Source organism: Kineococcus arenarius subsp. arenarius (genome assembly GCF_050871845.1).
Classification (GTDB): Bacteria; Actinomycetota; Actinomycetes; order Actinomycetales; family Kineococcaceae; genus Kineococcus.
The window spans coordinates 39020-62016 of sequence record NZ_JBJLSE010000014.1 but is presented as its reverse complement, the minus strand read 5'-3'; the positions used below and the strand labels follow the sequence as shown (position 1 = coordinate 62016).

Annotated in this window: 23 protein-coding genes; 10 read left to right on the top strand and 13 right to left on the bottom strand. The window is 73.2% G+C overall.

Annotated elements, in window-relative coordinates:
• Nucleotides 1-17 precede the first annotated feature (17 nt).
• A complete protein-coding gene (locus tag ACRYM0_RS05940; RefSeq protein WP_432503039.1) occupies nucleotides 18-611 on the top strand; it encodes a DUF6924 domain-containing protein in 594 nt (197 codons plus the stop codon).
• 154 nt (nucleotides 612-765) lie between these two features.
• On the opposite strand, the gene ACRYM0_RS05935 is transcribed toward ACRYM0_RS05940, so the two are convergent.
• A complete protein-coding gene (locus ACRYM0_RS05935; protein ID WP_432503036.1) occupies nucleotides 766-1191 on the bottom strand; it encodes a VOC family protein in 426 nt (141 codons plus the stop codon).
• Between the two features lie 114 nt (nucleotides 1192-1305).
• Between ACRYM0_RS05935 and ACRYM0_RS05930 the strand changes: the two genes are divergently transcribed.
• The 3 genes from ACRYM0_RS05930 to ACRYM0_RS05920 all read left to right on the top strand — a co-directional run bounded on the left by ACRYM0_RS05930 (nucleotide 1306) and on the right by ACRYM0_RS05920 (nucleotide 3937).
• A complete protein-coding gene (locus ACRYM0_RS05930; RefSeq protein ID WP_432503034.1) occupies nucleotides 1306-1896 on the top strand; it encodes a TetR/AcrR family transcriptional regulator in 591 nt (196 codons plus the stop codon).
• 626 nt (nucleotides 1897-2522) lie between these two features.
• Nucleotides 2523-3260, top strand: a complete 738-nt coding sequence (locus ACRYM0_RS05925) for a phosphotransferase family protein (RefSeq protein WP_374115849.1) — start codon at nucleotides 2523-2525, stop codon at nucleotides 3258-3260.
• Nucleotides 3261-3394: 134 nt separating this feature from the next.
• On the top strand, nucleotides 3395-3937 hold the full coding sequence (locus ACRYM0_RS05920) for a GNAT family N-acetyltransferase (protein WP_242125046.1): 543 nt from the start codon (nucleotides 3395-3397) through the stop codon (nucleotides 3935-3937).
• A gap of 80 nt (nucleotides 3938-4017) precedes the next feature.
• Here the strand turns inward: ACRYM0_RS05920 and ACRYM0_RS05915 are convergent, their stop codons facing one another.
• The 3 genes from ACRYM0_RS05915 to ACRYM0_RS05905 all read right to left on the bottom strand — a co-directional run bounded on the left by ACRYM0_RS05915 (nucleotide 4018) and on the right by ACRYM0_RS05905 (nucleotide 6515).
• Nucleotides 4018-4953, bottom strand: a complete 936-nt coding sequence (locus tag ACRYM0_RS05915; RefSeq protein ID WP_242125048.1) for a tyrosine-type recombinase/integrase — start codon at nucleotides 4951-4953, stop codon at nucleotides 4018-4020.
• 79 nt (nucleotides 4954-5032) lie between these two features.
• Nucleotides 5033-5755, bottom strand: coding sequence for an Abi family protein (locus ACRYM0_RS05910; protein WP_432503030.1), 723 nt, complete (start codon nucleotides 5753-5755; stop codon nucleotides 5033-5035).
• Between the two features lie 307 nt (nucleotides 5756-6062).
• On the bottom strand, nucleotides 6063-6515 hold the full coding sequence (locus ACRYM0_RS05905; RefSeq protein ID WP_432503027.1) for a hypothetical protein: 453 nt from the start codon (nucleotides 6513-6515) through the stop codon (nucleotides 6063-6065).
• A gap of 78 nt (nucleotides 6516-6593) precedes the next feature.
• Between ACRYM0_RS05905 and ACRYM0_RS05900 the strand changes: the two genes are divergently transcribed.
• Nucleotides 6594-7187 carry a hypothetical protein gene (locus tag ACRYM0_RS05900; protein WP_432503025.1) on the top strand — a complete coding sequence of 198 codons (594 nt, stop codon included), beginning with the start codon at nucleotides 6594-6596 and terminating at the stop codon, nucleotides 7185-7187.
• 79 nt (nucleotides 7188-7266) lie between these two features.
• Here the strand turns inward: ACRYM0_RS05900 and ACRYM0_RS05895 are convergent, their stop codons facing one another.
• Both ACRYM0_RS05895 and ACRYM0_RS05890 read right to left on the bottom strand, forming a co-directional pair.
• A complete protein-coding gene (locus ACRYM0_RS05895; protein ID WP_432503022.1) occupies nucleotides 7267-7803 on the bottom strand; it encodes a hypothetical protein in 537 nt (178 codons plus the stop codon).
• A gap of 588 nt (nucleotides 7804-8391) precedes the next feature.
• Nucleotides 8392-8814 (bottom strand): PIN domain-containing protein, encoded by a 423-nt coding sequence (locus ACRYM0_RS05890; RefSeq protein ID WP_432503020.1) that lies wholly within the window; start codon nucleotides 8812-8814, stop codon nucleotides 8392-8394.
• A gap of 25 nt (nucleotides 8815-8839) precedes the next feature.
• Here ACRYM0_RS05890 and ACRYM0_RS05885 point away from each other — a divergent pair, with 25 nt between their 5' ends.
• The gene (locus ACRYM0_RS05885; protein WP_432503018.1) at nucleotides 8840-10906 is read left to right on the top strand and encodes a thioredoxin domain-containing protein; all 2067 of its coding nucleotides are present in this window, start codon (nucleotides 8840-8842) and stop codon (nucleotides 10904-10906) included.
• 92 nt (nucleotides 10907-10998) lie between these two features.
• Here the strand turns inward: ACRYM0_RS05885 and trhA are convergent, their stop codons facing one another.
• Complete coding sequence (gene trhA, locus ACRYM0_RS05880; RefSeq protein ID WP_432503016.1) at nucleotides 10999-11664, bottom strand: PAQR family membrane homeostasis protein TrhA; 666 nt, start codon at nucleotides 11662-11664, stop codon at nucleotides 10999-11001.
• Nucleotides 11665-11749: 85 nt separating this feature from the next.
• On the opposite strand from trhA, the gene ACRYM0_RS05875 reads away from it, so the two are divergent.
• The 3 genes from ACRYM0_RS05875 to ACRYM0_RS05865 all read left to right on the top strand — a co-directional run bounded on the left by ACRYM0_RS05875 (nucleotide 11750) and on the right by ACRYM0_RS05865 (nucleotide 15264).
• Nucleotides 11750-12511 carry an isoprenyl transferase gene (locus tag ACRYM0_RS05875; protein WP_432503014.1) on the top strand — a complete coding sequence of 254 codons (762 nt, stop codon included), beginning with the start codon at nucleotides 11750-11752 and terminating at the stop codon, nucleotides 12509-12511.
• 315 nt (nucleotides 12512-12826) lie between these two features.
• Nucleotides 12827-14149: a PhoH family protein gene (locus ACRYM0_RS05870; protein WP_432503012.1), complete on the top strand. Its 1323-nt coding sequence runs from the start codon at nucleotides 12827-12829 to the stop codon at nucleotides 14147-14149.
• A gap of 389 nt (nucleotides 14150-14538) precedes the next feature.
• On the top strand, nucleotides 14539-15264 hold the full coding sequence (locus tag ACRYM0_RS05865; protein ID WP_432503009.1) for an aggregation-promoting factor C-terminal-like domain-containing protein: 726 nt from the start codon (nucleotides 14539-14541) through the stop codon (nucleotides 15262-15264).
• 67 nt (nucleotides 15265-15331) lie between these two features.
• On the opposite strand, the gene ACRYM0_RS05860 is transcribed toward ACRYM0_RS05865, so the two are convergent.
• Nucleotides 15332-16273, bottom strand: a complete 942-nt coding sequence (locus ACRYM0_RS05860) for a DUF2470 domain-containing protein (RefSeq protein WP_432503008.1) — start codon at nucleotides 16271-16273, stop codon at nucleotides 15332-15334.
• Nucleotides 16274-16372: 99 nt separating this feature from the next.
• Between ACRYM0_RS05860 and rpsD the strand changes: the two genes are divergently transcribed.
• Nucleotides 16373-16981 (top strand): 30S ribosomal protein S4, encoded by a 609-nt coding sequence (rpsD, locus tag ACRYM0_RS05855; RefSeq protein WP_432503006.1) that lies wholly within the window; start codon nucleotides 16373-16375, stop codon nucleotides 16979-16981.
• 78 nt (nucleotides 16982-17059) lie between these two features.
• On the opposite strand, the gene ACRYM0_RS05850 is transcribed toward rpsD, so the two are convergent.
• The 5 genes from ACRYM0_RS05850 to ACRYM0_RS05830 all read right to left on the bottom strand — a co-directional run bounded on the left by ACRYM0_RS05850 (nucleotide 17060) and on the right by ACRYM0_RS05830 (nucleotide 22941).
• Nucleotides 17060-19771, bottom strand: coding sequence for an exo-rhamnogalacturonan lyase family protein (locus tag ACRYM0_RS05850; protein ID WP_432503005.1), 2712 nt, complete (start codon nucleotides 19769-19771; stop codon nucleotides 17060-17062).
• Nucleotides 19768-20397 (bottom strand): DUF1961 family protein, encoded by a 630-nt coding sequence (locus ACRYM0_RS05845; RefSeq protein ID WP_432503067.1) that lies wholly within the window; start codon nucleotides 20395-20397, stop codon nucleotides 19768-19770. Before ACRYM0_RS05845 ends, ACRYM0_RS05850 begins: the two co-directional genes overlap by 4 nt.
• A 101-nt stretch (nucleotides 20398-20498) precedes the next feature.
• A complete protein-coding gene (locus ACRYM0_RS05840; RefSeq protein ID WP_432503003.1) occupies nucleotides 20499-21167 on the bottom strand; it encodes a rhamnogalacturonan acetylesterase in 669 nt (222 codons plus the stop codon).
• The gene (locus ACRYM0_RS05835) at nucleotides 21164-22045 is read right to left on the bottom strand and encodes a carbohydrate ABC transporter permease (protein WP_432503002.1); all 882 of its coding nucleotides are present in this window, start codon (nucleotides 22043-22045) and stop codon (nucleotides 21164-21166) included. The genes ACRYM0_RS05840 and ACRYM0_RS05835 overlap by 4 nt, the downstream gene beginning before the upstream one ends.
• Nucleotides 22045-22941, bottom strand: coding sequence for an ABC transporter permease (locus ACRYM0_RS05830; protein ID WP_432503065.1), 897 nt, complete (start codon nucleotides 22939-22941; stop codon nucleotides 22045-22047). Before ACRYM0_RS05830 ends, ACRYM0_RS05835 begins: the two co-directional genes overlap by 1 nt.
• Nucleotides 22942-22997 lie beyond the last annotated feature (56 nt).

The following is a 22997-nucleotide window of genomic DNA, read 5'->3' as shown; positions in this document are numbered from 1 at the left end:
TGGAGGGCGGCGCCTGGTTGTGCGCAGAGCAGACCACTCCGGACCCGCAGGCCGAGCAGGAGCGGCTGGCGGCTCTGACCCAGGAGGCGCAAGACTCCTCGCCGCAGGACGCCCAGCGGGCCGAGGAGGAACGGCTGCGGCAGGTGATGGCCGGGGACGAAACTGCGCACCCCGAGCTGACTGCTGAGGACGAGGCGCTGGCGGCGTCCGGGGACCTGCCCGCGGACCGGGGATCGCTGCTGATCCGCACCGACTTCACCCACCAGCCGCGGTGGGAGGCGTTGGTCAGCGCTCTGCAGACGCCGAGCCCGGAGGGGTTCGTGCCCTTCCTGAGCACCGTCGAGCACCAGCGGTGGGCGGATGCGTCCATCGCCGATGTGGCGGCGGCTGCCCCACCGGACGTGCTGCTGGTGCTCGCCGATGCGACGGCGCTGTCCTCGCCGGAGATGCCGCTGCTGGTGCTGCAGGTGCATGGTGGTGCCGTCCAGCAGCTGCGCGTGGCACCGCAGGCCCTGGCGTCGGTGGAGAACAACCTGTCGATCGCCAACATGGACTGGGAGGACTTCGCAGGCTCCACCGATCCTGACGGGGTCTTCCGCGGCTTCGCCTGAACGCCGATCGCCGGCGGTGGGCGGGGTGGTGGCGCGGCCGGGCGCCGCGACACCCGCCTTGCGGCACGGGGGTCAGTGTGAACAACGCGGGATGAGAGTGAAGTCGCCCGCCCTCTGCGGGGGCGCGCTGTTCGCTGACCTGGAGCTCGACTGCTCAGGCGTTGCTGCCTGACGTGGGGGTGACCACGGCGGAGGCGTACGTCGGGTCGGGTTCGATGGGGGTGATGACGTCCACCAGGACGCCGTCGGGCGCGGCGAGGATGAAGTGCCGCTGCCCGAACGGCTCGGAGCGCAGATCCAGCACTGCGGTCAAGGGCCCGTCCAGGACGAGTCGGCGGTACTGCTCGTCGACGTCGTCGACTTCGAGGTTGACCAGCAGGGCACCGGTGGGCCGGCGGTGGGTGGCCGGGACGCTCTCGTGGTCGGCGGCGACGATGCCCAGTTCCCACTGCTGCCGGCGCAGGCTGACGTACCAGCCGGCGTCGAAAGTGGTCTCGAAGCCGAAGCGGGCGCGCCAGAAGTCGGCGGCGGCGGCGACGTCGGAGCTGAGCAGGACGGGGTAGGCGCTGGCGATCTGCACGGTGTGCTCCTGGGGCGATCGGGGAGTGGGGTGGCGCTGTTACGCTTACATACAGACAGTCTGTATGTAAATGGTCGTCGGCCGTGCACCGCGACAGATCGGGAGGGAGCAGGGGTGCGCACCACCAAGGCGCAGAGCGAGGCCACGGCTGCTGCGGTGCTGGACGCTGCGCAACGCTTGTACGGCGAACGCGGCTACGCCGACGTCGCCCTGGAGGAGATCGCCCGCACCGTCGGGGTCAGCCGCGGCGCGCTCTACCACCACTTCGGCAGCCGTGAGGGGTTGTTCGTCGCGGTGCTGGAGCGGGTGCAGCAGCGGGTCGCCGAGCGGGTGCAGGAGGCGGCGCAGGCCGCTGAGGATGCCTGGGAGCAGCTGGTAGCTGGTTGCCGGGCGTTCCTGCTCGCCAGCACGGCGCAGGAGGTGCGCCGGGTTCTGCTGGTGGAGGCGCCGGCGGTGCTGGGCTGGGCCCGGTGGCGCGAGCTGGATGCTCGCCATTCCCGGCGCCTGCTGCACGAGGGGGTGCAGGAGCTGCAGCGTGCCGGGCGGTTGCACGACGCCCAGGCGGGGGCGGTGACCGCGGTGCTGTCCGGCGCCATGGACGAAGCGGCTTCCTGGGCCGCGAGCTGCCCCGACCCGGCTGCGGCCGTGGACCAGGCGTGGGAGGCGCTGCAGGTGCTGCTGGCGGCACTGCGCACCACCCACTGACCGATCTGCGACATCGGCGGCTCGGTCGGCGATGGCCACGCGGACGGCAACGTCTTCGCTCGTGGACGGGTGGGCGACCGCTCGCAGATCGACAGAAGCGTGAAGTCGGCCGGCCATGATCGCGCCCGGAAGGCGGGATGACCGCGCGTGTTGAGAAGGAGGGGTCGAACGTCTCAGGCCGATCGGCGGGGCCTTGCGGGTCGAGGCGGACCTCGTGGTTGGGCTGCTGGCAGGGTGGTGGTCATGGGAGTGCTGCGAGGAATCCGGAAGTACTTCGGGGTGGATCCGGTGCCTGTGCTGGAAGGCTTCACCAAGAGCTCGCGCGGGGTCAGGCTTCCGGTGTGCCGACGCTGTGGTGCGCTGGTGGCCTACGAAGCTCAGCGCTCCCACTCCGAGTGGCACCAGGCGGCTCGTTCGTAGCGAGTGCGCCGCCCCTTCGAGCCTGTGGCGAGGGAGCCTCGGCTGGCCTCAACTCACCCTGACAGACAGGGGAACGTCCGCAGATCGGCAGATGCGGACGTCCTGGCCAAGGCGGGATGACCGCGAAGTCGGCTGGTCAGCGGGCGGCGCCGTCGCCGACGCAAAGCCGTCGCCGGCAGGTGACAGCGTCCGCCACGATGACGGACGTGGAAGAGGTCGAGGTCGTCGTCGCCCATCGAGAGCGTGCGACCCTGCGCGTCGGTGACGTCTTCCTCAAGATCGACGCAGACCGGGCAGGCACCGACGTCGAGGTGGCCGCGATGGCCTTGGCGCCCATTCCGACACCACGGGTCCTCTGGCGCAATCCACCCGTGCTCGCGCTGGCCGCTCTGCCCGGAGCAGCGCTGGGGTGCCTGGGGCGCCCCTCGACCGCACCGCCCGGCGCCTGGGCTGCGGCGGGCGCCGTCATCCGGCGGCTGCACGACGCGCCGCTCCCGCCGTGGCCCGGCCCCGGCCTGGAGGGCATCGCGTCGAACCTCGACGAGCAGTGCCGGTGGCTCATCGCCGACGACGTGCTGCCCACCGATCTGGTCACCCGCAACCGGCAGGTCGCCGAGGCCGCTCTGCGGGAGTGGGTCCCGGTCTTCACCCACGGGGACCTGCAGGTCACTCACGTCTTCGTTCAGGGGGACACCGTCACCGGTGTGATCGACTGGTCCGAGGCGGCGCCCGGGGATGCGCTGTTCGACCTGGCTACCCTCACCCTCGGGCACGAGGAGCACCTCCACGACGTCGTCGCCGGCTACGGGTTGCCCGTGCACCTGGACGTGATCCGCGGCTGGTGGGCGGTGCGCAGCCTGTCGGCCATCCGGTGGCTGCTCGAGCACGGGTTCGACCCGTTCGCGCCGGGCTGCGAGGTCGATGTGCTCAAGGCGCGGATGTAGCGCTGGACGTCTTCGACGTCCTGGTCGCGGGATGACCGCGCGGTGGTGGAGCGTCGATAGTGCCTGTCGTAGCCTCCCGTCGTGATCATCGTGGTGGGCGAGCAGGCCGACGGGTGGGCGCAGGAGGCGCAGCGGTGACCGGGTTCGCGCTGCGCGTTGATGACGAGCTGGAGCTGGTGCTGCGCGAGGCGTGGACTGTGGCTCCCTTGCACGAGCTGATCATGTCCAACCTGCAGCACCTGCGGCCCTGGGAGCCGTGGGCTCGCGGCGAGCAGACCGAGGCGGACTTGAGCGCCTTCACCCGTCACGCGCTGGGTGAATGGGTCGAAGGGCGCAGCCTGCCGACCGCCCTGCGCTTCCGCGGACGCCTGGTCGGTGGGGTCGGAGCCCAGCTGAACGCCTACTTCGGCACCGCAGAGATCGGCTACTGGATCGACGCGGGCCATCAGGGGCGGGGGCTGGTGACCCGGGCGGTGGGCGCGTTCGTGCAGCACCTCTTCGAGGAGCGGGGTGTAGCGCGGGTGGAGATCCAGACCGCGGTGGGTAACCAGCGCAGCCGTGCGGTGGCGGAGCGGTTGGGCTTCGAGTTGGAGGGGGTCCTGCGCGCGGCTCAGCCGGCGCTGCAGGGTCGTCACGATGTGTGCGTCTACGGGAAGACGACACCTCCCGAGGCCTGACTTTGCAGACGGTGGTGCCTTCGCTACTGGCCTGGACATGGTCGGCAACCATCCGGAGATCGACAGAAGGGTGCGGTTGGTCAGGTGCCGGAGGCCATGTACGCGGCGAGGATGTAGTTGGGATGGCGGTCCAGGGTGGTCCTCGCCCGGTCGTAACGCATCGTCGTCCTCGGATCGGCGTGGCGGGCGGCGATCTGCACATCCCGCAGATCGACACCGGCGTCGAGCATGGTGGTGACGTAGGTGTGGCGCAGCATGTGCGGATGCATCCGCGGCAACCGGATCCGCGCGTCGGCGGCGAGGTGCTTGAGGCGGCGGGTCGCGGAGTGACGGTCCAGCCGCCCGCCGCGGGTGTTCAACATCAGCGCTCCGCTGCCGCGGTCGCCGATGGCTCGGTCCACCGCCCGTCCCACCGCTGGAGCGAGAGGGACGAGGACGACCTTGTGGCCCTTGCCCACCACTCGCAGGACCCGGTGGCCGTGCTCCTCACCGAGGTCGGCGATGTCGAGTCCGCAGGCCTCGAAGATCCGCAGGCCCAGCAGTCCGAGCAGGCAGACCATCGCGAAGTCGCACGGGTTGGCCGAGTCCCGCGACGTGGCGAGCAGCGCCTCCAGTTGCAGGTGGGACAGACCCAGGGTGGGTGACTCCGGGGGGACGTTGGGGCGGCGGACGTAGTCGGCCGGTGAGTGCTCCAGCAGCTCGTCGATGACGCAGGTCCGGTAGAAGCTGGCTACCACCGACGTCCGCCGCGACACCGTGGAGGCGGCGAAGTGCTGGGTCTCCTGCATCCAGCGGACGTAGAGCTCGATGTGGGGTCGGCGGGCTTGGAGGGGGCTGAGCTGCCGGAGTCGGCACCAGGTGAAGTAGGCGCGCAGGTCGGAGTCGGCGTGGCGGCGGGTCTCGCCGCGGTAGCGGGCGAGGTAGGCGGCGACGGCGAGGCGTAGGGGGTCGGTGCGCCAGGTCCCGTCGCCCAGGGCGATGGGGAGGTGGTCAGGGTTTGCTGAGGGTGAGGTCATGCTCGAGCGTGCCCTCAGGCCACATCCAGCTGCTATCGCCGGTGCCGGTGCCGGTGCCGGTGCCGGTGGGCCAGCGTGGTCAGCGTGCCGGTAGGAGGGCCGGTACCCGGCTGGTCGTGTCGATCAGCCAGTGCAGGCGTGGGGTGATGCGGCCGGCAGTGTCCAGCAGCTGGGTGTAGTCACGGTGCAGGTCACGGCCGTGGATGGGTTCGTGGTGGGCGATGCGGTTGCGCAGCTGACGCAGGTCGTCGACGGCGGAGTGCAGGCGCTGGCGGCGGACCTGGGCGAACGCTTCTCGCAGGCAGGGCTGCCACAGGCTGCGGTTGTACTCCTCGGCCAGCAGAGACCACCAGAAGCCGAAGGTGAGCTCGGCGACCACCCGGCCCGGCAGCTCCTCGCGTCCGTCGCGGGTGGCGGCCCTGATGGCGGTCATGACTTTGCGGCGGGCGTTGAGGGAGAGTGGCACCTGCGGGTGGCGGTACCAGGGCAGCTCCCCGGTCGGGGTGGGACCGAGGGCGACGTCCCGTCGGCCACCGGGTGCCTGGGCACTGTCGTGGGAGCCGGCTGATGCGGATGGGGCGAGGTCCAGGGTGGCGGCCCAGGCGGTCAGCTGCTGGTCCAGGCGGTTGCGCAGGCCGACCTCGAAGTAGTGCAGGGACTCGTAGAAGGCGGCGCTGAGCTGCACGTTGAGCGTGTAGAGGGTGAGCGCATCAGCCAGGTCGCCACCGGTGGCCTGGCGGTAGGGGGTCAGGCGGGGAGCAGACAGCAGCTCCTGCACGTCGGTGATCACTTCGGGTGTCACTCCGCGCCAGTCCACGCTGCCCTGCTCCTCACCTGCGGGCAGCCCGTCGCTTGCCTCCGCCGGTTGCCGATCCTAGACTGGAAGGCACGAGAGCCCCGGGATTCACGGCGTACCAGCTTCGGCTAGGGAAACCCCCCGGGGCCTTGTCATCTCCTGCTCCGGCTCCTTCCGGATTCGTTGGGCGTCGGCGGACCCGGCCACCGGGTGTCCGTGCAGCCGATGCATCACCGTCTGACCGTGAAGAGCAGGCCTGCACCGCGCGGTCGCCCGCCCGGACGGCGGGATGACCGGATGTGCGGTCGGGTTCTCAGCTGGTCCAGGCGAGCAGCCGGCGCGCTGAAGCGGGACCGATGGAGGGCCACAGGCGGATGCGCCATTCGTCTCCGGGCGTGGTGGAGCCTGGCCAGCCGCGGGTGATGAAGCGCCGACCGGTGATGAGCGCGTGGTACTCCCCGCTGGGCACGGGCAGCTGGGTGCCTTCCAGGGTCGGGGACTGGTAGTAGAGGCCGTACTCGCTGACGCTGAGGTGTGCTTCGTAGGCTTCTTGCCAGTCCTGCAGGTCATCCTCAGCCGGCGCGCTCCAGCGCTCCAGCGTCAAGGGCATCTCGAAGTTGTTCTGGTGCGGGCAGGTGATGACCAGGCAATGGCGCTCCTGAGCGATGTGGTCGCCCTTGAGGGCTCGCTGCAGCAGAGCCTCGGTGTCGAGGTCGTCGCTCCAGTAGTCGGTCCACAGGTCGAACTGGCCGTAGTCCATGGCCACGACGACGTTGTGTGAGTCGGTGAGGTGAGCTTGATCCACATCTGCACTGTGGCATGCCCGCCCGCCTCGCATCGGGTGATGCAGGTGATCGCCGCGCTCAGCGATCGCTTGCTTTTCGACATGATCGCTGGGTCGTTGACCGCGCGGAACAGCGGGATGACCGTGAAGTCGGGGGTGACCAACCATCCCCCCCACCTGCCAGCGCGCGAGCATCATGCGGAGATGGACAGCAGAGTCGCTGATGCCCCGCCGAGACGACCCGTCTCCCTCGTCGCGGTGCTGGGCGTGGCCCTGCTGCTCTTCGCCGTCGGGACGGGCGCGTGGGTGGTGTGGCAGCTCACCGCCGACGGGCGAGCCCCGGCGGCGTTCCGGGAGCGTCCCGCCTTGCCGCAGTGCGCGCCGATCACCGTCCCCCAGGGCCGGCCTGTCCCGGCGGCTCTGCAGGATTGCCTACTCGGTGCGGGCGCGCAGCACGAGGGGGTGGAGGTCCAGGTGACGTCCCTGACCACGGAAGGGGATCCGATCAGGACGTACTACCGGGTGCTGCCCGGTGGCGGGGTGGAGGTCTTCACCGACGCCACCGCGGACTCCTTCGGCTCTGGGGAGTGGAGCCATGACCGGTGTCCTGATGTCGCGGCGTTGGAGAGCGGGGAGGGCTGCCAGCCTGCGTGATCGACGCCCACAACGCGGGATGACCGGATGGTCGTCCGTCGAGGTGGTGACCAGGTGCCTCGGTGGGCAGAGGCAAGGTTCAGCGTTGCGGCACGCCCGCATCGCGCAGCGCGTGGAGGAGCTCTTCAGCGCGGTGGGTGTTGATCGAGTAGGTCCGGTGCCGATCGGGAACGTGGATCTCCACGACGTCGCCGTGTCCCATTAATAGGGCCCAGTGCCCGCCTCCGAGGAAGCGGATGCCCACTCCGCCGGCACGCACTGCGCTGAGCGAGGCGCGCGTGGCGGTGCTGATCTGGCTGATCGGGACGCTGGTGCGCCACAGGCCGCTGAGCGAGATGCGCAGCACGGCCCCGCCCTGGCCGCTGACGGCGTGCTCGGCGCTGTCGACGGGTGCTGCGTCCGGGCGAGTGACCTGAACGGTGCTGTGCAGGAAGGCGGTCGCGGTGCACAGCACCGGCACGCTGATCATCGCGATGCCACCGGCGATGCGGTCGTCGCGGTCCGCGTCCTGACCCAGCAGCGAGAGGGCGATGGGCGCGGCCACGAGCACGCCCAGAGCGATGAGCGCGGCGCGCAACCAGGCGGGAAAGCGCAACCGCTCGGTGAAGACGACCACGTCCGCTGCTCCCTCCCGCTGCCACCGCTCAGCGCCGGGGCACGACCCCGTCGCGTGCTCGATCGACGTGATCCCAAGGGTCCGTGCTGTTCGTCATCAAGGGTAGCGGTGGGTGATTGCTTGAGGAATCGAGCAGAGACCGGAAGCTCGCTTGCTCATCGACTACTTGTTCACTTCTTCTACGGCAACAGCCCGGCCAGGCTGTGTCGAGGTGCCCGACGTGTCGTTCCCTTATCGACTGCCCACCAGCTCCACCGGTGTGGTTCTCACATGGTCTGCGCCGCGTCGGGCACCGCTGGCGGGGAGTGGCTCAAGAGAGGTCTGCTCGGTCACCCCGAAGTAGTGCTGCCCACCCCACCCCATCAGAGGCCAGGACGAGGCGGGGGCAGCGATGAGGACACGGAGATCAACAGCACCTCGGGCAGTGGTCTCGGCGGTGGTCATCGGGATGGATCCGCACAAGCGTTCGGCCACGATCGAGGTCGTCGACGAAGCGGAGCACGTCCTGCTGAGCCAGCGCTTCGCCACCGGCACCGACGGCTACCGGGCCATGTGCGCGAAGTCGTCTGCTGGTCGGCGCCCGCACGATCACAGGGTGACGACTTCGGCGAGTTCTTCCGCTCCCAGGTCCGCAGCGCCGGCGCGCGGCTGTCGGCCTGCGGCGACGACCGCGGCCGCCGGTCGCCCGTAACCGGCGGCAACGGCTTCATCGGGAGGCAGTGCGTCGAAGCCTCTGTGCAGGACGGGCAGGCGGCGCAGTCGCTCAGCGCCGGTCGCGCTGTCGGTGGTGACGAGGACGTCGGGGTGCAGCTCGGCCGGGGGTGCGGCGCTGATGGCCGACTCGCCGGTCAGGAGACCGACGACAGCCGTGGGACGCGAGCCCAGCGCCCGTGCCACCAGCACGTCCCGGCCGCCAGGGTCCGGCGACGCCGCCCGCGATCGGGAGCGGATCGCGTCGTGGTGGGGATCGAGCAGGTGCCTCGGGGCGTGACGCCGGCGGGTCGTGACCACCCGATCCCTGTGGCAGCGTGGGCGCATGGCCAACCGCCTGCAGCACTCCCGCAGCCCGTACCTGCAGCAGCACCGGGACAACCCGGTCGACTGGTGGGAGTGGGGGCCGGAGGCCTTCGCCGAGGCGCGCCGGCGCGACGTGCCCGTCCTCGTCTCCACCGGGTACGCCGCCTGCCACTGGTGCCACGTCATGGCCCACGAGTCCTTCGAGGACCCGGACACGGCCGCGCGGATGAACGAGGGGTTCGTGTGCGTGAAGGTGGACCGGGAGGAGCGCCCCGACGTCGACGCCGTCCACATGGCCGCCACCACCGCGCTGACCGGGCAGGGCGGTTGGCCCATGACGACGTTCTGCACCCCCGACGGGGAGATCTTCTTCGCCGGCACGTACTTCCCGCCGCGCCCGCACCCGCAGGTGCCCTCGTTCGGCCAGGTCCTCGCCGCCGTCACCGACGCCTGGGTGAACCGGCGGGAGGAGGTGCTCGGTTCCAGCGCCCGCATCGCCCGGGCCCTCGGCTCGGCCGACGTCCCCTCCGGCGGTGCCCCGCCCACCGACGACGACCTCACCGCCGCCGTCGCCGCCCTCGCGCGCGAGGAGGACACCGTGCACGGCGGGTTCGGCGGCGCCCCGAAGTTCCCGCCGTCGATGGTCGTGGAGTTCCTGCTGCGCCACTGCGCCCGCACCGGCTCCGGAACCGCTGCGGGGCTGGCGGAGCGCACCCTGACGGCCATGGCGCGCAGCGGGATGTGCGACCAGGTCGCCGGGGGTTTCGCCCGCTACGCCGTGGACGCCGCGTGGGTGGTGCCGCACTTCGAGAAGATGCTCTACGACAACGCGCTGCTGGCCCGCGCCTACCTGCACTCCTGGCGCGCCACCGGGAACACCGAACACCGCCGCGTGGCGGAGCAGGCGTGCGAGTGGATCGTCACCGGCCTGGGGACGCCCGAGGGCGCGTTCGCCGCCTCGCTGGACGCCGACACCCCCGTCCTGGACGCCGACGGGCGCGTGCACGCCGTCGAGGGCGCCACCTACGTGTGGACGCCCGGTGACCTCGTGGAGGTCCTCGGCATCGACGACGGCCCCTGGGCCACCGAACTGCTCGGCGTCACCGAGGCGGGCACCTTCGAGCACGGCACCTCCACCGCGCAGCTCACCCGCGCCCTCGACGGCGAGGACCTGGAGCGCTGGCTGCGGGTGCGCGAACGCCTGGCCGCCGCCCGCGCCGACCGGCCCCAGCCCACCCGCGACGACAAGGTCGTCCTCGCCTGGAACGGGCTCGCGGTCGCGGCGCTCGCCGAGACCGGCGCGCTGCTGGCCCGCCCGGACCTGCTGCTCGCGGCCCGCACCGCCGCGGAGTTCCTCGTGCGCGTGCACCGCGTCGACGGCCGCTGGCGGCGGGTGTCCCGCGACGGCGTCGTAGGCGAGCCGGCAGCCGTGCTGGAGGACCTCGGCGACCTCGCCGAGGGTCTGCTCGCCCTGCACGCCGCCACCGGTGAGCACCGCTGGGCGGCGCTGGCCCGCGAGGTGGGCGAGGAGGTGCTGGCCGAGTTCGCCGCCGAGGGCGGCGGCTTCCACGACGTCGCCGCGCACGCCGTCGACCCCGCTCTGCACGCCGCGCGCGCCGGTGCCGAGCGCCCCTCCGACCCCTCCGACGGCGCCACGCCCTCCGGCTGGACGGCCGCCGCCGGGGCGCTGTTGTCCCTGGGGGCCCTGACGGGGGAATCCCGCTTCACCGACGCGGCCGTGGGTTCCCTGGGCGTGGTGTCGACGCTCGCCGAGCAGGCGCCGCGCTTCGCCGGGTGGGGACTGGCGGTCGCGGAGGCGCTGCGCGACGGACCCCGCGAGGTCGCCGTCCTCGGGGAGCCCGGCGACCCGGTCGCCGCCGAGCTGCACCGCACCGCCCTGGCCGGCACCGCCCCGGGTCTGGTGGTGGCGCGGGGCGTGCCGGGGGAGTCCGACCCGCCCCTGCTGGCCGAGCGCGGTCTCGTGGGTGGCCGGGCCGCCGCCTACGTCTGCCGCGGGCAGGTGTGCCAGGCGCCCACCACCGACGTGGCCGAACTCGCCGCCGCGGTCGGGGCGCGCCTGTCCTGACCCCCTCCCCCCTGCGGTGATCAAGGAAGTTGCAACTCCCTTGATCACCGCAGGGGGGGAGGGCGGGGGCCCGGCCCCGGGCGCGCGCGGGTTCAGCGGTGCTGGGCGGTCGCGATCGCGATGGCGGTGAAGTGGCAGGCGAAGCCCGCGACGGTGCAGGCGTGGAAGACCTCGTGGAAGCCGAAGGAGCGCGGGCTCGGGTTCGGGCGCTTGAGCGCGTAGACGACCGCGCCGGCGGAGTACAGCACCCCGCCGGCCACGACCAGGGCCGCCACGGAGCGGCCGCCGCCGCGCGCGAAGTCGCCCAGGTGGCCCACCGCGACCCAGCCGAGGGCCACGTACACCGGCGTGTAGAGCCAGCGGGGGGCGCTGAGCCAGAGCACGCGGAAGGCCACGCCCGCCGCTGCGCCCGCCCACACCAGCGTCAGGAGCGAGCGGGCCTCGCCCCGGGGCATCGTCGTCACGGCGAGCGGGGTGTAGGTGCCGGCGATGATGAGGAAGATGTTGCTGTGGTCCAGGCGGCGCAGCACGGCGTTCGCCCGCGGTGACCACGTCCCGCGGTGGTAGACCGCGCTGGTGCCGAACAGCAGGGCGGCGGTGCCGGTGAAGACGCCGGCGGCCGCCCGGGCGGCGGAGGTGGGGGCCAGCGCGACGAGCGCGCCCCCGGCGGCGAGCGCGGCGGGGAAGGCGCAGGTGTGCAGCCAGCCGCGCAACCGGGGCTTCGCCGCGGCGACCAGCGGAGCGGGGAGGACGGTCATGGCCAGACCGTACGCTACGCGACCGTAGGTTCGGGGTGCGGTGATCTGGCCGGTGCCCGGGGACACGGGTATACGGTGAGCGCCGATGGCCTTCCGGGATCTCCTCTACGGCGCGTACGGGCGGCGGCTGGAACGGTCGCTGGACCCGTCCGTCCTGCCGCGCCACGTCGGGATCATCCTCGACGGCAACCGCCGCTGGGCCAAGGCCTTCGGCGCACCCAGCGCGCACGGCCACCGCGCCGGTGCCGACCGCGTCGTGGAGTTCATGGGCTGGTGCGACGACGAGGGCATCGAGGTCGTCACCCTCTACCTGTTGTCCACCGACAACCTGCTCCGGCCGCAGGCGGAGCTGGCGCCGCTCATCGAGATCGTCGAGGACTGCGTGGCGCGCCTGGCCGCGGCGCGGCGCTGGCGGATCCACCCCGTGGGTGCGCTGGAGCTGCTGCCGGAGGCGACGGCGGGGCGCCTGCGGGGGCTGGAGCGGGCCACCGCGGACGTGGCCGGTGCGGTCGTGAACGTGGCGATCGGCTACGGCGGCCGGCAGGAGATCGCCGACGCGGTGCGCTCGCTGCTGCGCGAGCACGCCGCCGCGGGCACGCCGATCGAGGAGCTGGCGGACGTGCTCACCGTGGACCACATCGCCGCGCACCTGTACACCAAGGGCCAGCCCGACCCGGACCTGGTGATCCGCACCTCCGGCGAGCAGCGGCTGTCGGGGTTCCTGCTGTGGCAGAGCGCGCACACCGAGCTGTACTTCTGCGAGGTGCTGTGGCCGGACTTCCGCAAGGTGGACTTCCTGCGGGCGCTGCGCTCCTACGCCGCCCGCGAGCGCCGCTTCGGCACCTGAGCCGGCGCGAGCCGGCGCGACCCGGCGCGCTCACCCCGCCGGTGTCGCCGGACGGTCGCCCGCGCGTCACCGGATGCTCACCCGGACGGGCGCGCCCGTGGGCGTGTTCGGCCCGCCGCGCGGGGGGTGCGGGTCTAGCGTCGTCGGTGTCGGGTGGCGCCCGCCGCCCGTCCGGGAGGTCGCCGTGCGTGCTGTCCAGCGCAGCGGGGAGGCCCGGTCCCGGGTCTCCCGCGCGGGTGGCCCGAGGTCCCGGTCCGCCGCTGACCCAGGGGGTCCGGGCGCGCTCGCCCCGGGCCCCGGAAACGGGAGACGTCCGTGGTCACCAGCTCCAGCCCCGCGCGCCGCACGTTCGTCCTGGACACCTCCGTCCTGCTGTCCGACCCCGCGGCGCTGAGCCGCTTCGCCGAGCACGACGTGGTCCTGCCGCTGGTGGTGGTCGGCGAGCTGGAGGGCAAGCGCCACCACCCCGAGCTGGGGTACTTCGCGCGCGAGTCGCTGCGCCGCCTGGACGACCTGCGGGTTCGGCACGGCCGGCTGGACCGGCCGGTGCCGGTGGGGGAGGAGGGCGGCACGCTGCGGGTGGAGCTGAACCACACCGACGCCGCCTCCTTGCCCTCGGCGCTGCGCACGGGCCCGCTGGCCACTGCCGGCGACACCCGCATCCTGGCGGTGGCGCGCAACCTGGCCGACGAGGGTCACGACGTGACGGTGGTCTCCAAGGACGTGCCGCTGCGGGTGAAGGCCTCCGCGGTGGGCCTGGCCGCGGACGAGTACCGCGCGGAGCTGGCGCCGGACTCCGGCTGGACGGGGGTGGCGGAGCTGACCGCGACGGCCGAGGAGGTCGCGGCCCTGTACGAGGCGGGGGCCGTGGAGCACCCGGAGGCGCGCGAACTGCCGGTGAACACCGGGGTGGTGCTGTCCTCCCCGCGCGGGCACGCGCTGGGCCGGGTGGGTGCGGACAAGCAGCTGCGGCTGGTCAAGGGCGACCGGGAGGCGTTCGGGGTGCGGGGGCGCTCGGCGGAGCAGCGCATCGCGCTGGACGCGCTGCTGGACCCGTCGGTGAGCATCGTCTCGCTGGGCGGGCGCGCCGGGACGGGCAAGTCGGCGCTGGCGCTGTGCGCGGGGCTGGAGGCGGTGATGGAGCGCCGGGAGCAGCGCAAGGTGGTGGTGTTCCGCCCGCTGTACGCCGTGGGCGGGCAGGAGCTGGGGTACCTGCCGGGCACCGAGGCCGAGAAGATGGGGCCGTGGGGCCAGGCCGTCTTCGACACGCTGGAGGCGCTGGTCGCCCCGGCGGTCCTGGAGGAGGTCGTGGACCGCGGGATGCTGGAGGTGCTGCCGCTGACGCACATCCGGGGCCGGTCCCTGCACGACGCGTACGTGATCGTCGACGAGGCGCAGTCGCTGGAGCGCAACGTGCTGCTGACGGTGCTCTCGCGCATCGGGCAGGGGTCGAAGGTGGTGCTGACGCACGACGTGGCCCAGCGCGACAACCTGCGGGTGGGTCGGCACGACGGCGTGGCGGCGGTGGTGGAGGCGCTCAAGGGGCACCCGCTGTTCGCGCACGTGACGCTGACCCGCTCGGAGCGCTCGCCGGTGGCCGCTCTGGTGACCGAGCTGCTGAACGACTTCGGAGCGTGATCATGGAGATTCGCTGAGTCGTTGGAGGGTGGCGGCTTTCCCGTTCGCCGAGCGCACCAAACCCCCCGAGAGGGGGGCAAGGTGTGAGAAGCCTCACGAAAATCTACGGATCGTTGTAAGGGCTTTACCTCAGCGTCACGAAAGTGCGGTAGCGGGTTTGCCTCCACCGTCCGCGCCGGGGCACCGTTCCGGACCGACAGCACCTCGTCGCTGCCGGCCGGCGCTCCGCCCGCCGGCGCGCGAGCACCGCGCCCGGCCGCCCAGCGGCCGGCGCGCGGTGCCGACCGGGCCCCACGCCCGCCGCCCTCCAGCGCGAGGCGGCGGCGGCCCGCCGACGGGGTGGACGCGACTCGACCGGGCGTGGGCCGGCGACCGAGGGAAGGCCCGGTTTGCCGAGCACCCCCCAGCACGACACCCCGCAGGACCCCCGGCCGCAGGGGGCCGTCCCGGCCCGCGCGGCCCGCCGTGCGGGCCGCACCCGCCGCTTCTCGCGGGTGGCCGCTCCCGGCGTCGTCGCCGTCAGCGCCGCCGTCCTCGGCGTGGTGGCCCTGACCGGCGGACCGGCCCCCGAGGCCGAGGCCGCGGTGCCCGGCCACCTGGTGGCCGCCGCCAACGAGCAGCTGCAGGTCACCCGCTCCGCCGCCTGGTTCTCCGCGCGCCAGGACCGGGCCGCCGCCGACGCCCGCCTCGAGGCCGAGCGCATCGCCGCGGAGGAGGCCCGCCGGGCCGCCGAGGAGGCCGCCGCCGCCGAGGCCGCGCGACTGGCCGAGCAGGCCCGCGCCGCGGCCGCCGCGGAAGCGGCCCGCAGCGCCCAGCGCGACCCGAGGTCCGTCGCCCGCGCCATGGTGGCCGAGCGCGGCTGGGGCGAGTCGCAGTTCTCCTGCCTGGACTCGCTGTGGACCAAGGAGAGCGGCTGGCAGTGGGACGCGGACAACCCCACCTCCAGCGCCTACGGCATCCCGCAGGCCCTGCCCGGCAGCAAGATGGCCTCCGCCGGGGCGGACTGGGAGACCAACCCCGTCACGCAGATCAGCTGGGGGCTGCAGTACATCGAGAACCGCTACGGCACTCCGTGCTCGGCGTGGTCGCACTCGAAGGCCAACAACTGGTACTGAGCCGACCGGTGCTGAGCGGGCGGCCGGGGCCGGACGGGCCCGGTCCGCTGCCCGTGCGGGGCCCCGCTCAGCCCACCAGGCCGCCGCACGGGCAGCCCAGCGCCGAGCACAGAGCGGCGCGCAGCTCGTGCGGCCCGCCCGCCGGTCGCGGGAAGGCGGCGCGCAGCACCCGGGTGCCGGAGCCCACGGTGACCAGCACGTCCAGGCCGTAGCGGTCCAGGCCCACCACCGAGACCTCCCGGGTGCGCGCCGCCTCGCCCGGCTCCAGCTCGCGCAGCACCCAGGCCACCAGCGCGTCGCGGTGCTCCGCCTCCAGGTGGGTCACGACGCCGTCCTCGTCGGCGTAGAAGGGGTCCGGGGTCGCCGCCGCGACGGCCTCCTCGTCCAGCAGGTGCACGCCCTCGGCGGTCGTCACGCGCACCTCCGCGACCTCCAGGCACCACAGGGCGCGGGTCGTCCCGACGTCCAGCAGCGCCCCCAGCGGCTGCACCGTCGCCACCGCCTGCGCCAGCTCGCGCTGGCCGGCCGCGTCCACCCGCTCCACCCAGCCGGTCACGCACAGCCGTGCGCGCGGCAGCGCCGCCTGCCCCGGCGGCACGTCCAGCACGTCCAGCACCGCCGGGACCCCCGAGGCTCCCGCCGGTGCCCCGCTCGCCGCGTCGGACAGCTCCACCAGCCGCTCGTGCAGCGCGTCGCCGGTGCCCACCAGCAGCAGCAGCCCGCCGGCGGGGTCGGTGAGGTGCTGCACCCGGTGCGGGTCGGTGCGGCCCGCGCCGCGCGAGCCGGTGTCGTGCGCCGCCGGGCCGTGGTGCGGGCAGCCGCCGGCCGCGGCGGAGCGGGGCAGGTGCAGGGTGCCCGGGGCGGTGCCCCGGGCCAGCGTGCGGGCCCACTGCGCGGGCGTGGTGCGCCGCGGCAGCTCCTGCGGTGTCGAGGGCACCGGCCCGCAGGCCGTAGAGTTGGACCCGGTGCGCTCCGAATGCTCGCCCGGTGCCGTGGTCCACCTGGTCACGTGTGCCTCCTCGGAGCGCGATCGTCCTGACCTCGCGGCAGCAGCCGCGTCGAGCTCATCTCGACTGAGGTCAGGCTAACCTTACGATCTGGAGGAAGAATGAACAACGCGCGTCCCAAGGTGCGCATCAGCCGCGCCCTGGGGGTGGCCCTCACCCCGAAGGCCGCCCGCTACATGGACCGCCGCCCGTACCCGCCGGGCATGCACGGCCGCAAGCAGAAGAAGGCGTCGGACTACGCCACGCAGCTGCGCGAGAAGCAGCGCCTGCGCTTCCAGTACGACGTCAGCGAGACGCAGCTGCGCCGTGCCTACGACCTCGCCAAGCGCAAGCCGGGCAAGACGGGCCAGAACCTCGTCCAGCTCCTGGAGACCCGCCTGGACGCGGTCGTGTGGCGTGCCGGTTTCGCCCGCACCATCTACCAGGCCCGCCAGATGGTCGTGCACCGCCACATCGTCGTCGACGGCCGCCGCGTGGACCGCCCGTCCTTCCGGGTCCTGCCCGGCCAGGTCGTGGAGGTCGCCCCGCGCAGCAAGGCCAAGACCCCGTTCATCGTGGCCGCCGAGGGCGGCTGGAGCGAGAACGAGATCCCCGGCTGGCTGGACGTGCAGCGTCAGGAGCTCACCGCCAAGGTGAACGCCCTGCCGGTGCGCGAGCAGATCCCGGTCACCTGCGACGAGCAGCTCGTCGTCGAGTACTACTCGCGCTGATCGAGCACCGCTCGCGCTGACGCGCACGGAGGGCGCCGACCCCGCTGGGGTCGGCGCCCTCCGTCGTCCCCGGGGTGCTCAGGGCAGGGCGTGCCCGGCCAGCGCCAGGTTCTGGATCGCGGCCAGGGAGAACTGCGCCGCGTCGTTCGTGGACAGCGTGCGCGCCTCGTCCACGGGTACCAGCACCTCCGGCGGTTCGAGCCGGCGCCGGGTGAACGCCTCCGCCCGCAGGAACTCCCCGCCGCGCTCGAACTCCTCCCACGCCCGTCGCGCGAGGCGCTCGTCGCCCGTGCGCGCCGCCGCGTACGCCGTCAGCCGGCTGTGCGCCTGCTCCAGGTGCGTGCCCGACAGCGGCGCCCCCACCTCGGCGGCCTGCTCCTCGGGCGGGGCGTTGAACAGCCGGCAGTACCGCAGCCACGCCGCCTCGAACGCCGCGCCCACCTCCGTCCCGGCCGTCAGGTCCACCAGTTCGCTGGCGACCTCCACCAGGCCGAACACCGCCGACAGGTGCGAGACCGCGATCCGGTCCCGGGAGGTGTCGAAGCGCCCGCGGTCCAGGTCGTACAGCGCCTCGCCGGTGAGGAAACCCTGCGGCAGGGCGGCGATGTCGGCCATCGTGCCCAGCAGGCGGTCCCGGGAGCGCGGCGAGCCGGTGCGCTCCCAGTCCGCCAGCCAGGTCGCGGCCAGCGACCCCCAGTCCGTGCCCAGGCCCACCGCCAGCGCCTCGCGCCGCGGGGCGTACGTGGCGGCGTCCTCGCGGACCTTGCGGGTGGGGTCCAGCGCCAGGAACGTGGTGTCGGAGTCCACCAGTGCCGCCATCAGGTCGCCGGTGTGCTCGTCGGCCGTCAGGTAGTGCAGGAACCGGCGGTACGCCGGGTTGGAGATGCGCAGCTGCTTGGCGCTGCAGCCGAAGTGCTGCACGTTGTGCCGCGAGCCGAGCCCCGCCCACCGGCCCAGGTGGTACACGTCCACGTCACCGGTGTGCCGGGTCATGGCGCGTGCCAGGCGGAACACGTCCGCGCGGCCGGTGCGCAGGAAGCTCGTCCACAACCACAGGTCCGGCGACAGCTCGGAGTTGTCCCAGGCGTACCCGCCCACGTCGTAGCGCCACACGTGCCGGTCGGCGTCGTAGGCGTGCATGACGTCGCCGTGGTTCCAGAACCCGTACCAGCGCCGCTGCTCCACCTGGTCGCGGTAGAAGTCCAGCAGGAACTCCAGCCGGTCCTCCAGCGCGGCACGAGCCGGCGTCGAGCGGTCCACCGGCGCCCAGTCCCCGAACACCCCCGCCGCGTGCAGCGCCGCGGGGGTGGGCGCCAGCTGCGGGGGAGCACCCGCCGCGCGGGCGTCGTGCGCCACCCGCTGCGCCGAGGGGGTGCCCGGGTGCGCGGTGAACGTCAGCTCCGAGGTCCGTCCGGTGCCGTGCGCGTCGGCGAAACCCTCCTCGAAGTCCTCGTACGTGATCTCCAGCGCCTCCAGCTGCGAGGCGTGGTCGGGGGTGGAGGCGCCGTCGTTGTAGGCGCGCAGGTCCATCGGCGCGGCGTCCGGCGACCACAGCCACGCCGTCAGCGTCGCCTCGTCCTCACCGGCCCGCCCCGCCGCGCCCGTGACGTCCAGGCCGGCCGGGTGCGACTGCCAGAAGTCCGCCACGGCCACCGCCAGCGCGCCGTCGGGGTCGCCCAGGCACACGTACCCGGCGGCGCGGGTGCCGGCCGCCGCCCCCACCCAGCCGCGGTCCGGCCCGAGGCGCTTGGCGATGTCGAAGCCGTCCGCGGTGCGCTGGCGCAGCCGGTACTGCGACCAGGCCGGCACGTGGTGCAGCAGGGCCGGCACCGGGTCCGCCCAGGTCCGCACCGGCGGCGTCGCCCGGCCCTCGAGCTGAGCGGTGCGCACCGCCTCGCCCGGGTCGCGGCGCAGCCCGGTCACCCCGCGCACCGCCTCGCGGAACACCCCGCCCTCGGCGCTGGCGAAGCGCACGTGCCGGTCGTGCGGTTCGGCGCGCAGCGGGACGTCCACCCGCACGCCCAGGGCAGCCAGGAAGTCGCGCTCGCCGTCGCCGTCGAAGACGAAGGAGTGCACCACGCCCACGCTGCGGGCGCCGGCGTGCACGACCAGGCGCACCGTGAACGGCAACCAGGTGCGCTCGGCGCCGGCGGGGTCGGTGCCGCGGTGGTGCCCGCGCAGCCGCAGCACGGCGCGCACCGGGCCGCGCTGCTCGACGGCCACCTCCTCCACCGCGCCGTCGAAGGCCGTGCGCTCGTGCCCGGCGGGGTCGGCGGCCAGTTCGCTGACCAGCCGCGCACCCCTGGCCACCACGGTGCCGTCCAGCTCCAGCGACTCGAACAGCGCCGGGCCGCGGCGGGCCACCCGCAGCAGCAGCCCTCCGGCGTCGACGAGGACCCGCTCGCCCTCCTCGCTCACGCGCACTGCCGGTGCCCCGGCGTCGTGCAGCGGGTCGGGGGTGCCGGGGGCGACGAGCACCCGGTACGCGGGGGAGGGGGCCGTCGTCGCCGGCAGCGCCACCCCGCTCCACTTGGTGGTGCCGTCGGGCCAGGTGGCCAGCGGCCAGAACTGCGCCGGGGCCCCCGCCCCCGCGGCGTCCACGACGCGCAGGCCCTGCGTGCCGCTCACCAGGCCCCGCGGCAGCGGGACGCCCAGGGTCGCCCCGCCGGGCAGTCCGCCCGGGGCCTCCTCGTCGATCCAGCGCAGCGGCACCGCGTGCACCGCCCCGCCCCGCGCGTCGTCGCCCGCCGCCGTGGCCGGGCTCGCCGTGGTCACCTCGTCCAGGCTCACGCCTGCTCCACCTCCAGGTCGCTCCAGCGCGCCACCAGCGGCGCCATCTGCCGGAACCCGACGCGTCCGGCGCCGGCGGCCGGGCCGGTGGCCCCGTCGTCGGTCCAGCGCAGCAGTTCCAGCCCGTCGATCGAGAACCTCACCCGCGGGCCGTCCTTGACCAGCTCCAGCCGGTAGGGGCCGTCCGCGTCGTCGTGCGGGGGCAGCGGGTCCGCGCCCTGCGCGACGAGGTGGAACCCCGGCGCCTTGCGCAGGTTGCACGTCAGGAACCGCCGCTCGCTCGCCCACTTGCGCCGGTAGAACGACACGTGCACCGCCCGCACGTCCGAGGAGTGGTACTGCGGGTACAGCCCGGCGCGCGGGGACAGGGCGGGGGAGAAGAGGTCCTGCCCGCCCGTGCCGGCGGCCCCGGCGAACAGCATCGCCAGACCCTCGCCCGACAGCGGGGTGAAGCCCACCGAGACGCGCACCGAGTCCCCGAAGACCTCCGGGCACCAGAACGTGAAGTGCGAGGAGTCCGCGTCGGGATCGGCGGCCGAGCTGGTCAGGACGGTCCCGTCGGGGCCGGGTTCGGCGACCACCGGCCCCTCGGCCACCCAGCCGGCGAGGTCCCCGGCGCCGCGCAGCGGGTTGCGGTACGTGCTTGTCGTGGTGCTCGTGCTTGTCGTGGTGCTCGTGCTTGTCGTGGTGCTCGTGCTTGTCGTGGTGCTCGTGCTGGTCGTGGTGCTCACGATCCCTTCCCGTCCAGGACGGCGGGCAGCGCGCGCGCCACGTAGGCCGCGACCCCGCGCGCACCGCGGTGGCTGAAGTGCGTGTCGTCGGCCAGGCCGTCGGGCCAGCACGGGTGCTCCCCGGGGGCCAGGTGCACGAACAGCTTCATCGAGCGCTGCGGCCCCAGCTGGTCGTACCACCAGGAGGTGAAGACCTCCAGGTCCACCAGCGGCACCGCCTCGCGGGCGGCGAGCTCGCGCACCGCGGCGGGGTACCCGCCCAGCGTGGGCTCGAGCACCGCGCCGGTGAACCGGCGCCGCGCCACGGACGTGCACAGCACCGGCCGGGCCCCGGCGTCGCGCACCTCGGCGACGAACGCCGCGAGGTTCGCGCTGTACCCGCCGCGGGCGTCCAGCTCCCCGGGCCTCTTCTGGTCGTTGTGCCCGAACTGCAGCACGACCACGTCGCCCTCGACGGTGCGCGACAGCAGCTCGGCCCAGCGCCCCTCCTCGCGGAAGGACGCCGTGCTCGCCCCGCCGACGGCGAGGTTGCGCACCGCCCAGCCGGACACCTGCCCCAGGTGGGCGCCCCACCCGGACATCGGCTCCTCGCCGGCCGGGCAGGCGGCCACCGTCGAGTCGCCGGCCAGGTGCACGCGCAGCGGCCCCCGCTGCGGCGCGCTCACCCCTTCACCGAGCCGATGAGCATGCCCTTGGCGAAGTGCTTCTGCAGCAGGGGGTAGAACAGCAGCACCGGCAGCGTCGCCACCGCGATGACGGCCAGCTTCATGCCCTGCTCCGGCGGGACGTAGTTCGGGTCGATCTCGCCGGAGGCCATCTCGGCGCCGGCCGTCACCTGCCGCAGGAACACCTGCAGCGTCCACATGTCCGGGTCGTTCAGGTAGAGCAGCGGCGACATGAAGTCGTTCCAGATGCCCACCGCGTAGAACAGGGTGAACGTCGCCAGGACCGGCTTGGACAGCGGCAGCACGATGCGCAGCAGCACGCCGACGTCGGTGGCGCCGTCGATGCGGGCGGACTCCTCCAGCTCCGGGGGCATCGCCTGGAAGAAGTTCTTGATGATGATGAGGCTGAACGGGTTGATCGCCATGGGCAGGACCAGCGCCCAGTAGGTGTTCAGCAGCCCCAGTTCGCGCACGATGAGGAACGTGGGGATCATGCCGGCGGAGAAGACGAGCGTGACGACCACCATGCCCAGCACGAGGTTGCGCCCCGGCAGGGACTTCTTCGCCAGCGGGTACGCCATCGTCACCGTCAGCAGGAGCTGGATCGCGGTGCCCACCACGGTGACGAGCACCGTGGTGATCATGGCGCGGACGAACGCGGGGGAGGAGAGGATGGAGCGGTAGGACTCCAGCGTCCACTCCTCGGGCCACACGAAGAACGCGCGGCGGGACAGCTCCGCCTCCGTCGCGAACGAGCCGGCCATCACGTACAGGAACGGCAGGACCGCGACCAGCCCGATCACGCTGAGCACGACGACGTTCGCGACGTCGAACGCCCGGCCGGCCGGGGTGTTGAAGCGGTAGGGCTCACGGGCCATCAGAAGATCCCCGATCCGTCGAGCTTCTTGGCGAGGCGGTCGGCACCGAGCACCAGGACCACGCCGACGATGGCCTTGAACAGCCCGACGGCGGTGGAGTAGCTGTAGGCGCCCTGGGTGATGCCGACGAAGTAGACGTAGGTGTCGAAGACGTCGGCGACGCTGCGGTTCAGCGCGTTGGTCATGAGGTAGATCTGCTCGAACCCGGTGTTGAGGATCTGCCCGATGGCCAGCACGAGCATGATGACGATCGTGCCGCGGATGGACGGCAGCGTCACGTGCCAGACGCGCTGGAAGCGTCCGGCCCCGTCGACGATGGCGGCCTCGTACTGCTCCTGGTCGACGGTGGCCAGCGCGGCCAGGAAGATGATCGTCCCCCAGCCGGTGTTCTTCCAGACCTCCTGCGCGACGATGATCGCCCGGAACCACTCCGGATCGGTGAGCGGGGTGACCTCCGAGCCCGTCACCGTATGGATCAGCTGCAGCAGCGGGCCGGCGTCGACCGACAGCAGCAGGTAGGTCAGGGACGCGACCACCGTCCAGGACAGGAAGTGCGGGATGTAGACCAGCGTCTGCACCGTGCGCTTGAGCAGGTTCAGGCGCAGCTCGTTGAGCAGCAGCGCCATGACGATCGTCAGCGGGAACGCCACGCACAGGTTCAGCAGCGCCAGGACGAGCGTGTTGGTCAGCAGCCGTGGGAAGTCCGGGTTGGTGAAGAAGTCCGTGAAGTGCGCCAGGCCGACCCACGGGCTGTCCGTGATGCCGAGGAACGGCACGTAGTCCTTGAAGGCGATGATCGCCCCGCCCATCGGGGCGTAGCGGAACAGCAGGAAGTACGCCACGCCCGGCAGCAGGAGCAGGTACAGCCAGGAGTTCCGGCGGACCCGGGCGGCCACCCGCCGCGAGGGGTCGGGGCCACGGACCCCGACCGCCTCGCGGACGCCCCTGGTGG

Bases quoted from the DNA above. Each gene is read 5' to 3' on its own strand.
- ACRYM0_RS05875 (WP_432503014.1), top strand. From the start codon at position 11,750: ATGGCCTTCCGGGATCTCCTCTACGGCGCGTACGGGCGGCGGCTGGAA.
- trhA (WP_432503016.1), bottom strand. From the start codon at position 11,664: ATGACCGTCCTCCCCGCTCCGCTGGTCGCCGCGGCGAAGCCCCGGTTG.
- ACRYM0_RS05835 (WP_432503002.1), bottom strand. From the start codon at position 22,045: ATGGCCCGTGAGCCCTACCGCTTCAACACCCCGGCCGGCCGGGCGTTC.
- rpsD (WP_432503006.1), top strand. From the start codon at position 16,373: ATGAACAACGCGCGTCCCAAGGTGCGCATCAGCCGCGCCCTGGGGGTG.
- ACRYM0_RS05915 (WP_242125048.1), bottom strand. From the start codon at position 4,953: ATGACCTCACCCTCAGCAAACCCTGACCACCTCCCCATCGCCCTGGGC.
- ACRYM0_RS05885 (WP_432503018.1), top strand. From the start codon at position 8,840: ATGGCCAACCGCCTGCAGCACTCCCGCAGCCCGTACCTGCAGCAGCAC.
- ACRYM0_RS05900 (WP_432503025.1), top strand. From the start codon at position 6,594: ATGCAGGTGATCGCCGCGCTCAGCGATCGCTTGCTTTTCGACATGATC.